General features: G+C 66.2%; 13 protein-coding genes. 6 read left to right on the forward strand and 7 right to left on the reverse strand.

Annotated elements, in window-relative coordinates:
- The 4 genes from ISS20_RS19330 to mrdA form a co-directional block, all read left to right on the forward strand.
- Window positions 1-534 (forward strand): rod shape-determining protein (locus tag ISS20_RS19330; RefSeq protein WP_291438654.1); only part of this gene is annotated, 534 nt, incomplete at its 5' end.
- 132 nt (window positions 535-666) lie between these two features.
- Window positions 667-1,590, forward strand: a complete 924-nt coding sequence (mreC, locus tag ISS20_RS19335) for a rod shape-determining protein MreC (protein ID WP_291438656.1) — start codon at window positions 667-669, stop codon at window positions 1,588-1,590.
- Between the two features lie 43 nt (window positions 1,591-1,633).
- On the forward strand, window positions 1,634-2,152 hold the full coding sequence (gene mreD, locus ISS20_RS19340) for a rod shape-determining protein MreD (protein ID WP_274105939.1): 519 nt from the start codon (window positions 1,634-1,636) through the stop codon (window positions 2,150-2,152).
- A gap of 178 nt (window positions 2,153-2,330) precedes the next feature.
- Window positions 2,331-4,271, forward strand: a complete 1,941-nt coding sequence (gene mrdA, locus ISS20_RS19345; RefSeq protein ID WP_291438660.1) for a penicillin-binding protein 2 — start codon at window positions 2,331-2,333, stop codon at window positions 4,269-4,271.
- Between the two features lie 125 nt (window positions 4,272-4,396).
- Here the strand turns inward: mrdA and ISS20_RS19350 are convergent, their stop codons facing one another.
- The 5 genes from ISS20_RS19350 to ISS20_RS19370 all read right to left on the reverse strand — a co-directional run bounded on the left by ISS20_RS19350 (window position 4,397) and on the right by ISS20_RS19370 (window position 8,820).
- Window positions 4,397-5,284 carry a DMT family transporter gene (locus ISS20_RS19350; protein ID WP_291438662.1) on the reverse strand — a complete coding sequence of 296 codons (888 nt, stop codon included), beginning with the start codon at window positions 5,282-5,284 and terminating at the stop codon, window positions 4,397-4,399.
- Window positions 5,285-5,373: 89 nt separating this feature from the next.
- Entirely contained in the window at window positions 5,374-6,129 is a 756-nt protein-coding gene (locus tag ISS20_RS19355; RefSeq protein WP_228897652.1) for an amino acid ABC transporter ATP-binding protein, read from the reverse strand.
- On the reverse strand, window positions 6,126-6,908 hold the full coding sequence (locus ISS20_RS19360) for an amino acid ABC transporter permease (RefSeq protein WP_291438667.1): 783 nt from the start codon (window positions 6,906-6,908) through the stop codon (window positions 6,126-6,128). The genes ISS20_RS19355 and ISS20_RS19360 overlap by 4 nt, the downstream gene beginning before the upstream one ends.
- 127 nt (window positions 6,909-7,035) lie before the next feature.
- Window positions 7,036-7,800 carry an ABC transporter substrate-binding protein gene (locus ISS20_RS19365; RefSeq protein WP_291438669.1) on the reverse strand — a complete coding sequence of 255 codons (765 nt, stop codon included), beginning with the start codon at window positions 7,798-7,800 and terminating at the stop codon, window positions 7,036-7,038.
- A 261-nt stretch (window positions 7,801-8,061) separates the two neighbouring features.
- A complete protein-coding gene (locus ISS20_RS19370) occupies window positions 8,062-8,820 on the reverse strand; it encodes a TSUP family transporter (protein WP_291438671.1) in 759 nt (252 codons plus the stop codon).
- Between the two features lie 352 nt (window positions 8,821-9,172).
- Between ISS20_RS19370 and ISS20_RS19375 the strand changes: the two genes are divergently transcribed.
- Both ISS20_RS19375 and ISS20_RS19380 read left to right on the forward strand, forming a co-directional pair.
- Window positions 9,173-10,525: an ammonium transporter gene (locus tag ISS20_RS19375; protein ID WP_291438673.1), complete on the forward strand. Its 1,353-nt coding sequence runs from the start codon at window positions 9,173-9,175 to the stop codon at window positions 10,523-10,525.
- A 108-nt stretch (window positions 10,526-10,633) separates the two neighbouring features.
- The gene (locus ISS20_RS19380; protein ID WP_108498951.1) at window positions 10,634-10,963 is read left to right on the forward strand and encodes a hypothetical protein; all 330 of its coding nucleotides are present in this window, start codon (window positions 10,634-10,636) and stop codon (window positions 10,961-10,963) included.
- Between the two features lie 36 nt (window positions 10,964-10,999).
- On the opposite strand, the gene ISS20_RS19385 is transcribed toward ISS20_RS19380, so the two are convergent.
- On the reverse strand, window positions 11,000-11,350 hold the full coding sequence (locus tag ISS20_RS19385; protein WP_291438678.1) for an antibiotic biosynthesis monooxygenase: 351 nt from the start codon (window positions 11,348-11,350) through the stop codon (window positions 11,000-11,002).
- Between the two features lie 14 nt (window positions 11,351-11,364).
- Window positions 11,365-12,909: GMC family oxidoreductase N-terminal domain-containing protein (locus ISS20_RS19390; RefSeq protein ID WP_291438676.1), on the reverse strand; the 1,545-nt coding region annotated here is incomplete at its 5' end.

The following is a 12,909-nucleotide window of genomic DNA, read 5'->3' on the forward strand; positions in this document are numbered from 1 at the left end:
ACCACCGAAGTCGGCGTGATCTCGCTGGGCGGCATGGTCTACAAGGGCAGTGTGCGCGTCGGTGGCGACAAGTTCGACGAAGCCATCATCAGCTACATCCGCCGCAACTACGGCATGTTGATTGGCGAGCCCACGGCCGAAGCCATCAAGAAGAACATCGGCTCGGCCTTCCCGGGCTCCGAAGTGCGCGAGATGGAAGTCAAGGGCCGCAACCTCAGCGAGGGCGTGCCACGCAGCTTCACCATTTCGTCCAACGAAGTGCTGGAAGCCCTGACCGACCCGCTCAACCAGATCGTCTCGGCCGTGAAGAACGCGCTGGAACAAACCCCTCCCGAGCTGGGCGCCGACATTGCCGACCGGGGCATGATGCTGACCGGCGGCGGCGCTCTGCTGCGCGACCTGGACCGCCTGCTGGCCGAGGAAACCGGCCTGCCCGTGCTGGTGGCCGAAGACCCGCTGACCTGCGTGGTGCGCGGCTGCGGCATCGCCCTGGAGCGCATGGACCGCCTGGGCAGCATTTTCACGAGCGAGTAAGTCGGCAGGCCTGTATGCTGCAGGCACTTTTTTTGCGCTCTGAATTGCATGACTGCACCTGCTCCAATGCTTGTTTCTGAGCACCCGCCCGTGGAGCCCGCTCCCCGCGGCAGATCCTGACCGCTGCGCACCATGCCCTTGGGTACTCTGGAGCGCAGCGCTCCCCCTTTCTTCAAACAGGGCCCTTCGGCCCTGTCGCGTTTGGCCGTGTTCAGTGCGCTGGCGCTGTTCCTCATGGTGGCCGACGCACGCTTTCAGATTACCGGCCCCTTCCGTCAGGCCGTGGCTACGGTGCTGTACCCGGTGCAGTGGCTCATGCTGCAGCCGGTGGAGTTCGCGAGCCAAGGGCGCAGCTATTTCCAGTCGCTGCAAACCGCGCAAGAAGACCTGGATGCCGCCCGCAAGAAGATGACCGTGATGGGCCAGCGCGCCAACCAGGCCGACCAGCTGGCCATGGAAAACCAGCGGCTGCGCAAACTGCTGGAGCTGCGCGACCGGCTCCAGACCCCCGCACAGGCGGCCGAAGTCATCTACGACACCGCAGACCCCTACACGCGCCGTGTGGTGCTGGATCGGGGGCAGCTGGGTGGCGTGGAGCTGGGCGCTCCGGTGATGGACGAGGCCGGCGTGCTGGGCCAGGTCACCCGTGTGTTTCCGCTGGTCAGCGAAGTCACGCTGCTGGTGGACCGTGACCAGGCGATTCCGGTGCTGAACATCCGCACCGGCGTGCGCGGCGTGGCCTATGGCGACCCGGTGGCGGGCCATGGTGGTGGCATGGAGCTGCGCTTCATGCCCGCCAACGCCGACATCCGTGAGGACGATCTGCTGACCACCAGCGGCGTGGACGGCCTGTATGCGCCTGGCCTGCCCGTGGCGCGCGTGGTGCGGGTGGAGCGCCGGGCCGACTCTGCGTTTGCGCGCATTTACTGCGTCCCGCTGGCCCAGGTGCAGGGCGCACGCCACGTGGTGGTGCTCAAGCCCCTGGCCGACAACGAATTGCCCCGCCCGGATGCGGCCCCCGCCGTGCCCGCGAACAAGCGCGGAGGCCGCAAATGAGCCACCGCCTCACCCCGATGACCCTGACACAAGGAGGCTCGCGATGATCATGCCGCGGGGTGAGCCCCTGTTGATGCCCGTGAACCCGGTGTTCATCTGGGCCAGTCTGGCTGCGGGCCTGGCCATCAACATGCTGCCGCTGGGCCGTGTGGTGTGGATGCCCGATCTGCTGATGGTGCTGCTGGTGTTCTGGGGCGTGCACCAGCCGCTGCGCATTGGCATGGGGGCAGCGTTTGTGCTGGGCCTGTGCATGGACGTGAGCCAGTCTGCCCTGTTGGGCCAGCATGCGCTGTCCTACACCGTGCTGTCGTTCGGTGCCATCGCCATCCACCGCCGTCTTTTGTGGTTCAGTGTGCCGTCGCAAGCGCTGCAGGTGTTTCCGTTGTTCGCGATTGCCCATGCCATCGAACTGCTGCTGCGCATGGTGGCCGGGGGGATCTTCCCGGGGTTCTGGAGCTTCCTCGCCCCTTTGCTGGAGGCGCTGCTGTGGCCCCTGGCCAGCTGGGTGCTGCTGGCGCCCCAGCGCCGCCCACCTGACAAAGACCAGAACCGGCCGTTGTGAACATGAGGCAACCCCCTGAGCGGCTTCTCCGCTTCCCCCTGCTCTCGCAGTGCTGCGCACTGCGGGAAGGGGGGCTACCCCCTCATGGCGGGGCAGCCCCTGCTGGGCGTCCCCTGGCCTGGGCCGTGCCAGTCGCACAGGCAGCCAGCGTCTGGGCTGTGTATTCTGGGGGACACCCATGACCGAAGTGCGCAGCAGCGAAGCCGACGCCTCGCGTTTCCGGGTGCGCGCCGTGGTGGTGGGCCTGGTGGTGATGGCGGCGTTCTGCCTGGTGGCGGCGCGCCTGGTATACCTGCAGGTGGTGCGCCATGAAGACCTGGCCGCTCAGGCCGAGAGCAACCGCACGGCGGTCGTGCCCATCGTGCCCAACCGGGGGCTCATCCTGGACCGCAATGGGGTGGTGCTGGCCACTAACTACTCTGCCTACACGCTGGAGATCACGCCGTCGCGTGCCGGCGTGCTGGACGAGACGATCGATGCACTGTCCAAGGTGGTGGACATCCAGGCGCGCGACCGCCGCCGCTTCAAGCGGCTCATGGAAGAGTCGCGCAACTTCGAATCCCTTCCAATCCGTACCCGCCTGACCGACCAGGAAGTGGCGCGTTTCACCGCCCAGCGCTACCGCTTTCCGGGCGTGGACATCAAGGCGCGGCTGTTTCGCAACTACCCGCTGGGCGACGTGGCCAGCCATGCGATTGGCTACATCGGGCGCATCAACCAGACCGAAAAGGCCCGCATCCAGGACTCGGAGGACGAGGCCAACTACCGGGGCACGGAGTACATCGGCAAGCTCGGTATCGAGCACAGTTTTGAGTCGGCCCTGCATGGTGCGACCGGCGTGGAGCAAATGGAAACCTCGGCGGGCGGGCGGGCCGTGCGCAAGCTCTCCAGCCACGCGGCCACCCCAGGCGACAGCGTGATGCTGTCCATCGACATCAAGCTGCAAAAACTCATCGAAGAGCTGTACGGCAGCCGCCGGGGCGCCCTGGTGGCCATCGACCCGCGCAATGGCGAAATCCTGGCGCTGGTGAGCAAACCCACCTTCGACCCCAACCTGTTTGTCGAAGGCATTGACGCCGAAAACTGGGCGGCGCTCAACGAGTCCATCGACAAGCCGCTGCTCAACCGTGCCCTGCGGGGAACCTACCCGCCTGGCTCCACCTACAAGCCCTTCATGGCGCTGGCGGCGCTGCAGCTGAACAAGCGCTCGCCCAGCCTGGTGGTGAACGACCCCGGGTTCTACACCTTTGGCGGCCACACCTTCCGCAGCCACGAGGGCGGGCTGGGCGGCGTGGACATGCACCGCGCCATCCAGTTCTCCAGCAATACCTACTTTTATTCGCTCGCCGTGGACATGGGCGTGGACGCCATCCATGACTTCATGAAGCCGCTGGGCTTTGGCCAGTCCACGGGCATCGACCTCAACGGCGAAGTGCGGGGCACGCTGCCCAGCACTGAGTGGAAGCGCAACACCTACAAACGCCCCGACATGAAGCGCTGGTTCCCGGGCGAAACCGTGTCGCTGGGCATTGGCCAGGGCTACAACAACTTCACCATGCTGCAGCTGGCGCTGGCCGAGGCCACGCTGGCCAATGGCGGAACCCGCTACCGCCCGCACATGGCCAAGGCGGTGAAGAATGCGGTCACCGGTGCCATCACCGAGATCGTGCAGCCCCCCGGCATCAACCTGGGCTACCAGCCCAAAAATGTGGAGCTGGTGCGCAACGCGCTGGTGGCGGTGAACAAGGGTGGCACGGGCACCCGGGTGTTCATGGGCGCGCCCTACACCTCGGCCGGCAAGACGGGCACCGCCCAGGCCGTGTCCATGGGCCAGAATGTGAAGTACAACGCCAAGGCGCTGGAAGAGCACCAGCGCGACCACTCGCTGTTTGCCGCCTTTGCCCCGGCCGAGAACCCCACCATTGCCCTGGCGGCCATTGTGGAGAACGCAGGCTTTGGCGCCGCCCACGCCGCCCCGATTGCGCGGCGCGTGTTTGACTACTGGCTGCTGGGCGAATACCCCAGCGAAGAAGACATCGCCGCCGTACAAAAGGGCCTGGCCAGTGCCCCCATGGGCAAGCCCCGCAAGGCCAGCGAGGTGCCGCTGGTGGCACCTTGATCTGGGTCGCTATAAAATTAATAGCTGTTGGTGCAATATCCACTAGCGCTACGGGCTGATCCGGCTTCAAAGCGGCCACTGGGTGCCTGCGCGCCTTGCCGCCGAGGGCCTTTTTCAGCGCTGTCCTAAGCGCTGGCGGTGCGTGGTGACGGCTGGAGCTGGCTGAACACCAGTGCCGCCACAATCAGCGCCGCCCCGCTCAGCCCGGCCCAGCCCAGTTGCTCGCCCAGCAAGACCCACGCCGTGAGCGCGGCAAACACCGGCTCCAGCCCGAACACGATGGCGCTGCGCATGGCATCCACGCGCTGCTGGCCCCAGGCCTGCAGCGTTACTACCACCACGCTGGCCAGCAGGCCCAGATACAGCAGTGCCACCAAGGCATCCATTGGCAGGTCGGCGGCGGAGCGGAGCCAGTCCAGGTTGCCGCCCTGCGCCAGCAGCAGCGTGGTGGAGGCCAGCGCCATCACCGTGGCCTGTGCGGCCGCCATGCGGGTGGCGCGCAGCGGCTGTGCGGCCGTGCGGCGCGCGCATTCTTCCAGCGCCAGGATGTACAGCGCGTAGAACACGGTGCTGGCCAGCGTCAGCGTATCGCCCAGGTTCCAGGGTTCGTTCTCGTGGAACATCAGTGCCATGCCGGCCAGTGCCATCACGCAGGCACCCCACAGCCGCCAGCCATAGCGCCGTCCCAGCGCCGCCATCGCGATCAGCGGCACCACCAGCACATTGAGCCCGGTGACAAACGCGTTGCGGTTGCTGCTGGTGCGCGCGAGGCCCTCAATCTGCAGCCAGAACGCCAGGAACAGCAGCAGGCCCAGGGCGCAGCCCCAGCGCCGCTCGTGGCGCAGCATGCCGCGCCACAGGGGCGCCAGCACCAGCAGTGCGATCACAAACCGCAGCCAGATGATCTGCAGCGCATCGAGGTGCGCCGAGAGCAGTTTCATTGCCGGGAAGGTGGTGCCCCACACCACGGTCACGGCCAGCAGGGCCATCAGGCCCCAGCGTTCAGTACGCATTGGAAGATTTCCCCAAACCAAAAAATGAAAAAGGGCCGCCGGTTGCCCGACGGCCTCTGCGTTGCAGTGCAGTCCGGTGAGGACGCGGCTCAGTGGCTGACCTGGCCCAGAAACGCCCGGATGCGGTCGTTGGCCGGGTTGCTGAAGAACTCCTGCGGCGGCGCGTCGTGGGCGATGCGGCCCTGGTCGAAGAACATCACCCGGTCGGCCACCTCACGCGCAAAGCCCATTTCGTGGGTGACCACAATCATGGTCATGCCACCACGCGCCAGGCCGCGCATCACGTCCAGCACCTCCTTGACCATCTCGGGGTCGAGCGCCGAGGTGGGCTCGTCAAACAGCATGACCTTGGGTTGCATGGCCAGCGCCCGCGCAATGGCCACCCGCTGCTGCTGCCCGCCCGAGAGTTGCCACGGGTACTTGTGCGCGTGGTCCTGCATGCCCACGCGGCGCAGCAGTTGCATGGCCTCATCGTTGGCTTGGGTGCGCGGGGTGCGGCGAATACGGCGGGGGGCCAGCGTCACGTTGTCCAGCACGCTCATGTGGCCGAACAGGTTGAACTGCTGGAACACCATGCCCACCTCGCAGCGCTGGCGTTGCAGGGTGGTGAGGTCGTCGCACACCTCGACGCCGTCGATGGTGATGCGCCCGCTGTCGTGGGGCTCCAGCCGGTTGATGGCGCGCAGCAGCGTGCTCTTGCCCGAGCCCGAGGCGCCGATGATCACCGTCACCTCGCCGGTGTGGAACACGGTGGACACGTCCTTGAGTACCTGGTGTGCGCCAAACGACTTGCACACCCGCTCGGCCACGATGTAGGGCTTGGGCTGGTTCGTCGTTGCGGTCATCGGTTGCGTCCTTCCACGTCAAAGCGGTATTCGACGGCGTTGGAGATCTGAGTGACCAGCGTGGTCAGCAGCAGGTAGGTGATGGCCACCGTGGTCAGCGTGGCGATGGGCTGGAACGTGGCCGACTGGATGCGGTTACCCACGTTGGTCAGCTCCACCACGCCGATAGCGTAGGCCAATGATGAGTCCTTGAGCAGCGCCACAAAGTTGCTCACTAGCGGCGGCAATGAGATCTTGAACGCCTGCGGAAACACCACGTCCAGAAACACATGCATGCGGCCCAGGCCCAGGGCCTTGGCGGCCTCGGTCTGTCCGCGTGGCACGGCCAGCAGGCCAGCGCGCAGGGCTTCGGCGTTGTAGGCGCCCACGTTCAGCCCCAGGGCCACCACGGCGGCGGCAAAGTCGGGCAGGTTCAGCCCCGGCACCAACACCGGCAGCGCAAAGTACACAAACAGTATCTGCACCAGGAGCGGCGTGCCGCGAATGGCCCAGATGTACACACCCGCAATCCAGCGCACGGCCGTCCAGCGGGCCGTGCGGGCCAGCGCCGCCGCCGTGCCCAGCACGAGACCCACGGCACCGCTGACCAGCGTGAGCCACAGCGTGGTGCGCGCACCTTCAGAAAACGCCTGAGCGTTGGGGCCGATGGGGTCAGGGAAGAACGAAAGCAGCTGGCCCAGCAACGAGAGGGCCAGCACCATCACCACCAGTGCAGCAACCAGCGTGGCATTGCTGCGCTGCTGTCGAGACCAGTCTTGTGGCCAAAGAGCGAGAAGCATGGATCAGACGACCAGAAGGTCTTGGTTGGAAATCGGACTGGGGCAGGGCGATCATGCACCCGCCACCAGAAACGGCAAAGGGTGCGCAGCAGGCCTGAGCCTTCTGCGCACCCCATGTGCCATCACATCAGTTGCAGCGCACGTCTTCGTTGAAATACTTCTTGGAGACGGCGGCGTAGCTGCCATCGGCCAGCACTTCGGTGAACGCCTTGTTCCAGGCATCTGCCAGGCCCGTGTTGCCCTTGGCCATGGCGGGGGCGATGCGCTCGATGAACAGCATGTCGCCCAGCTTGAAGCCGGCCTTGGCGTTCTTGGCGGCAGCTTCCTTGGCCACGAACTTGTCGCTGACCCAGGCGTCCACGCGCTTGGAGATCAGGGCGCGCTGGGCGTCGGTGTCCTGCGGGAAGTTCTTCACTTCCTTCACGCCGCTGACCTTCTTGACCTGCTCCAGGTAGCTGGTGCCGGTCTGCACGGCCACGACCTTGCCGGTCAGGTCCTTGGCGTTGCGGATCTTGTCGTCCATGGCCACGATGATGCCGCCCGAGCAGTAGTGGGGGTTGGCAAAGGTCACGGCCTTGGAGCGCTCGTCGGTCACACCGTGCGAGGCGATCACGGCGTCCCAGCGGCTCTGGCCCAGGCCGGTCAGCAGGGCGTCAAAGCCGAGCGTTTTCCATTCGAGCTTCAGGCCCATCTTCTTGACCACCAGCTCCGCCACCTCCACCTCGAAACCCGTGAGCTTGGTGCCTTCGAAGTAGTTGAAGGGGGCAAACTGGCCCTCGGTGGCCACGATGATCTTGCCGTCCTTCTTGACTTCGTCCAGCGTGCGGGCCTGGACGGCGAGGGCAGCGCACAGCGCCACGGCGGTGACAACGGCAGACTTGAAAAATTGCATGACAGGTTCCTGTGGGGGTGGTTCAGGTACAAAAAATCCGGCCTGCGGGTAGGCAGGCCGGAGCGGGTGGATGCGGACATCGCCATTGGCGATGAGCCTCGTCATCAAACGGAAACGTGCGGAAATTATAGGACGCGCGTTCACATTCGGGCCATGCAGGGCAACCCCGATGACCTCGGAGCGCCCTGGTGGTAGGCCGTGCGGGGCGATGCAAGTTGGGTGCCACCCTGGCAACCGACACCTGGTGCGTGAAGAACAGGCCTACCGCAGGAAAGCGTCGTACCCCGTCTTCAAGATCAAGGTGCTCACCACCACGATGAAGATGCCCCGCACAAAGCCGGTGCCATGCTTGAGCGCCATGTGTGTGCCGAGCAGGCTGCCCAGCACGTTGGCCACGGCCAGCGTCACCGCAAAGTGCCACCACACATGGCCCTTGGCGGCAAACAGCGCGATGGCGGCGATGTTGGTGGCGCAGTTGAGCAGCTTGGCCGACGCCGACGCATTCAGAAAGTCATAGCCCAGCAGCCGCACGAACAAAAAGACGAAGAAGCTGCCCGTGCCGGGGCCAAAGAACCCGTCATAAAACCCGATGAGCACACCAATCAGGCACGCGGCTATCACTTCGGCCCGGCCTGCAAACCGGGGGTTGTGGTGCCGCCCCAGTTCCTTCTTGGCCAGTGTGTAGAGCAGCACGCCCAGGAGCACCAGGGGCAGCAGCTTGCGCAGGAAGTCGGCCGACACCACGGTGACGGCCCAGGCGCCCACGAACGAGCCCGCAAAACCAGCAGCCGCAGCAGGCAGCATGGCGGACCAGCGGATCTGCACCTTGCGGCTGTACTGCCAGGTGGCCATGGCGGTGCCCCACACCGAGGCCGCCTTGTTGGTACCCAGCAGGGTGGCTGGGGGCGCGCCCGGAAAAGCTGCAAACAGCGCGGGCACCATCACCAGTCCACCGCCTCCCACGATCGCATCCACAAAGCCCGCGAGCAGCGAGGCCAGGGTCATCAAAATCCATTCCATCGCAGGATTGTCGCACCGGGCCTGCTATCGATTCAGGACTGTTCAGGATCGAACGGGCAAGAAAAAGGCGCTGGGATCGCCAGCGCCTGAAAGGGTGCACACCTCATTGGGTGTTTGGAATGTGGTTGTTGGTAGAAAGGTTGTCTCCTCGGGCCCCTCGCTTGGCACACCGAAGCGCGCTTTCGAGTGCCGCAACTGTAACGGCTGCACCCTGCTGGTGCATTGGGGGTTTCCCGCCCCCCGTTGTTGGGCGCCGGACGGGTTGCGGGGGCGCCCGGTGCTCCGATTCGGTGGCACCTGGCTGGCATGGCTCGTGCAATGCGCTTGTAACAAATTGCGAAAGGGAGCGTGCATGCGTGCAGTCAACCACCGGGTGTTTGCGGTCGTGTCGTTGTGTCTGGGGCTGTGCACTTGTGCGCTGGCCCAGAGCGTGCCAGAGGCTCCCGCAATAGCGGCGGCCCTCACACGCCCCACCCTGGTGGCGCAGGCCACGGTGAATGCCGCCCATACCGGCTGGATGATGACCTCCACCGCCCTGGTGCTGCTGATGACGCTGCCAGGCATTGCGCTGTTTTACGCAGGCATGGTGCGCAGGAAGAACGTGCTCAACACCATGGCCAGCGTGGTCGCGATTGCAGCGCTGGTCAGCCTGTTGTGGTTTGCGTTGGGGTATTCACTGGCGTTCACACCGGGCAGCGCCTGGCTTGGCGGCTGGGACCGTGCTGGCTTTGCCGGGCTCGACTTCCAGCTGGAGGCGGGCAAGCTGTCCGTGAGCCACATTGCGCCGCTGATCCCAGAGTCTGTGTACGCGATGTTCCAGCTCACATTCGCCATCATCACAGCCGCGCTGCTGGTGGGCGCGTTCGTGGAGCGCATGCGGTTTTCGGCCATGCTCGTCTTCATCAGCCTGTGGACGCTGGTGGTCTATGCGCCGGTGGCGCACTGGGTGTGGGAGCCGGGCGGCTGGCTGGCGCAGATGGGCGCGCTGGATTTTGCGGGCGGCTCGGTGGTGCACGTGAACGCGGGCGTGGCGGGGTTGGTGTGCGCCTGGTTTCTGGGCCGCCGCGCGGGGTATGGGCGCGAGCCGTTTGAGCCCTACAACCTGGGGCTCACCATGGCGGGTGCGGGCATGCTGTGGGTGGGCTGGTTTGGCTTCAACGCAGGCTCTGCTGTCGCGGCCGATGGGCGTGCCGGGCTCGCCATGGCAGTGACGCACCTGGCCGCTGCGGCCGGTGCGCTGTCGTGGATGCTGGGCGAGTGGGTGGTGCGCGGGCGCCCGTCGCTGCTGGGGCTGTGCTCCGGCCTGGTAGCGGGGCTGGTGGCCATCACACCCGCCGCCGGTTTTGTCACGCTGCGCTCGGCCGTGGTGATTGGGCTGGTGGCCGGGCTGGCCTGCTACTGGGGCGCCACGGGGCTCAAGCGGCTGCTGCGGGTGGATGACTCGCTCGACGTATTTGGCGTGCATGGCGTTGGCGGCATCGTGGGGTCACTGCTCACCGGTGTGCTGGCCAGCAAGACCGTGGGCGGGGTGGCGGGCAGCCTGCTGACCCAGGCCATCGGCGTGGGCGCCGTGGCGGCCTACAGCCTGGTGGTGACGGCCGCGCTGCTGTGGGTCATCAACTTTGCGATGGGCCTGCGGGTGGACGAACAGAGCGAACAGACGGGGCTGGACATTGCCCAGCACCGCGAGCGCCTGGGCGGCTGAATGAGCCCCCGAGAGACCCGGCAGGCCTTCCCCGCTCCCGCATCGCTGCGCAACGCGGACAAGCGGGTGCAGTCCGATGGATGACCCCAATGCATTAAGGAGCCGACCATGTCCGATTCCGACAAGCTGGCAATTGCCGCCCACCTGCATGTGCTGTTGCGGCGCAAAACGGGTCGCGTGACCGATACCGAATGGATGGCGGTCAACGCGGACTATGCGCAGGAGATCGTGCGGTTTGCGCGCCAGCGCGCTGTGGACGACAACGCGCCCGATCTGGCCGAGTGGGCCGACCGCCTGGAGCACGCCCTGCACGCCACTCCCCTTGCAGCGCCGCGCCGTCCGCTGCTGGACGTGGCGGCGCAGGCTGTGCGCTCGCGCCCCGCACCGACGCCTGAGCCCGCCCCCGAGGTGCCGCGCTATGTGGGCGGCATCCGCTGAACGCTGCAGCGACCTGGGCGCCGGGGCTTGCAAAGATCAGTGGGGCGCAGTGCCTTGCGTGAACAGCCCGGCCGTGGGCAGCAGCCCGGTCAGCTGGTTGTCGCCGTAGGTGCGCAGCACCTGCGCAATCACCACCTGGTAGCCATTGAGCCACTGCGCCTGCGCGGCCTTGGCCTTCAGGTGCGCGGGGTGTTTCATCAGCGTTTGCAAGGCTTCCAGCGACTGCCAGTAATACACGTTGGACACCAGGCCGTTGCCCGTATCCGTCCAGGACTCCTCGCCCAGGTAGCCGTCGATGGAACGGGCGGCGGTGGCAATCGCCTCGTCCAGGCGGTGAAAGGCGTCGTCTAACTGTTTGGTCGCAAAGATGAAAGTGGAGGAGTACATCGGCGCGATGGTACTCACGCCGCCCGCCTTGCCTGGATGATCCACTCCGCCGCCTTCTCCGCCATCATCAGCGTGGGCGAGTTGGTGTTGCCGCTGGTGATGGTGGGCATGGCGCCCGCATCCACCACGCGCAGGCCGGCCACCACGCCGCCGCGCCCATTGCGCACGCGCAGTTGCGCATCCAGCACGGCCATGGGGTCGCCGTCGCGGCCCATCTTGGTGGTGCCCACGGGGTGGAAGATGGTGGTGGCGATGTCGCCCGCCAGGCGCGCCAGGTCTTCGTCGCTTTCAAACTGCACGCCGGGCTTCCACTCCTGCGGCTGGTACTTGGCCAGCGCGGGCTGGGCCACGATGCGGCGCGTGACGCGCAGGCTGTCGGCGGCCACCTGGCGGTCTTCGGGGGTGGAGAGGTAGTTGGGCGCGATGGCAGGCGCGGCCTTGAAATCGGCGCTCTTGATGTTCACCGTGCCCCGGCTGGTGGGGTTGAGGTTGCACACGCTGGCGGTGAAGGCCGGAAAGCCGTGCAGCGGCTCGCCAAACGCATCGAGCGACAGCGGCTGCACGTGGTATTCGATGTTGGGATAGAGCTGGTCGGGGCTGCTGCGGGTGAACGCACCGAGCTGCGAAGGCGCCATGCTCATGGGCCCGCTGCGCTTGAGCGCGTATTCGAGCCCGATCTTGGCTTTGCCGACCAGCGAGTTGGCCATGGTGTTGAGCGTCTGCACCCCTTGCACCTTGAACACTGCGCGGATCTGCAAGTGGTCTTGCAGGTTGGCGCCCACGCCCGGCAGGTCCACCTTCACATCCACGCCGTGCTGGCGCAGCAGCGCAGCCGGGCCGATGCCCGACAGCTGCAGCAGCTGGGGCGAGTTGACGGCGCCTGCGCTCAGGATCACCTCGCCCGCCGCGCGGGCTGTGACCATCTCGTGGCCATCCCACACCACCACGCCGGTGCAGCGCTGGCTGCCGTCGGGCTGGATTTCGAGGATGAGCTTGGACGCCTGCGCGCTGGTCCACATCTCGAAGTTGGGCCGGCCATAGCAGGTGGGGCGTAAAAAGGCCTTGGCGGTGTTCCAGCGCCAACCGCTTTTCTGGTTGACCTCGAAGTAGCCCACGCCTTCGTTGCTGCCGCTGTTGAAGTCGTCGGTGGCGGGGATGCCGGCCTGCTGCGCGGCGTGGGCAAAGGCGTCGAGCACGTCCCAGCGCAGGCGTTGCTTTTCCACCCGCCACTCGCCGGTGCTGCCGGTGGACTTGTTGCCGTGCAGGCGTTTGAAATTTTCGTTCACGCTGCCAGGCTGGTCCAGGCGCCAGTGGTCCTCGTGACGGCGGAAGTAGGGCAGCGCGTTGTCCCAGCGCCAGCTGGCGTCGCCCGTCAGCTCAGCCCACTGGTCATAGTCGCGCGCCTGGCCGCGCATGTAGATCATGCCGTTGATGCTGCTGCAGCCACCCAGCGTCTTGCCGCGTGGGTAGCGCAGCGTGCGGCCGTTCAGGCCGGCGTCGGGCTCGGTGTTGTAGAGCCAGTCGGTGCGCGGGTTGCCGATGCAGTACAGGTAGCCCAC

This window comes from Acidovorax sp. (genome assembly GCF_016783915.1).
Lineage (GTDB): Bacteria > Pseudomonadota > Gammaproteobacteria > Burkholderiales > Burkholderiaceae_C > Acidovorax.

Excerpts from the sequence above, each read along its gene's own strand:
- mreC (WP_291438656.1), top strand. The coding sequence starts at position 667 with ATGCCCTTGGGTACTCTGGAGCGCAGCGCTCCCCCTTTCTTCAAACAG.
- mreD (WP_274105939.1), top strand. The coding sequence starts at position 1,634 with ATGATCATGCCGCGGGGTGAGCCCCTGTTGATGCCCGTGAACCCGGTG.
- mrdA (WP_291438660.1), top strand. The coding sequence starts at position 2,331 with ATGACCGAAGTGCGCAGCAGCGAAGCCGACGCCTCGCGTTTCCGGGTG.
- ISS20_RS19350 (WP_291438662.1), bottom strand. The coding sequence starts at position 5,284 with ATGCGTACTGAACGCTGGGGCCTGATGGCCCTGCTGGCCGTGACCGTG.
- ISS20_RS19355 (WP_228897652.1), bottom strand. The coding sequence starts at position 6,129 with ATGACCGCAACGACGAACCAGCCCAAGCCCTACATCGTGGCCGAGCGG.
- ISS20_RS19360 (WP_291438667.1), bottom strand. The coding sequence starts at position 6,908 with ATGCTTCTCGCTCTTTGGCCACAAGACTGGTCTCGACAGCAGCGCAGC.
- ISS20_RS19365 (WP_291438669.1), bottom strand. The coding sequence starts at position 7,800 with ATGCAATTTTTCAAGTCTGCCGTTGTCACCGCCGTGGCGCTGTGCGCT.
- ISS20_RS19370 (WP_291438671.1), bottom strand. The coding sequence starts at position 8,820 with ATGGAATGGATTTTGATGACCCTGGCCTCGCTGCTCGCGGGCTTTGTG.
- ISS20_RS19375 (WP_291438673.1), top strand. The coding sequence starts at position 9,173 with ATGCGTGCAGTCAACCACCGGGTGTTTGCGGTCGTGTCGTTGTGTCTG.
- ISS20_RS19380 (WP_108498951.1), top strand. The coding sequence starts at position 10,634 with ATGTCCGATTCCGACAAGCTGGCAATTGCCGCCCACCTGCATGTGCTG.
- ISS20_RS19385 (WP_291438678.1), bottom strand. The coding sequence starts at position 11,350 with ATGTACTCCTCCACTTTCATCTTTGCGACCAAACAGTTAGACGACGCC.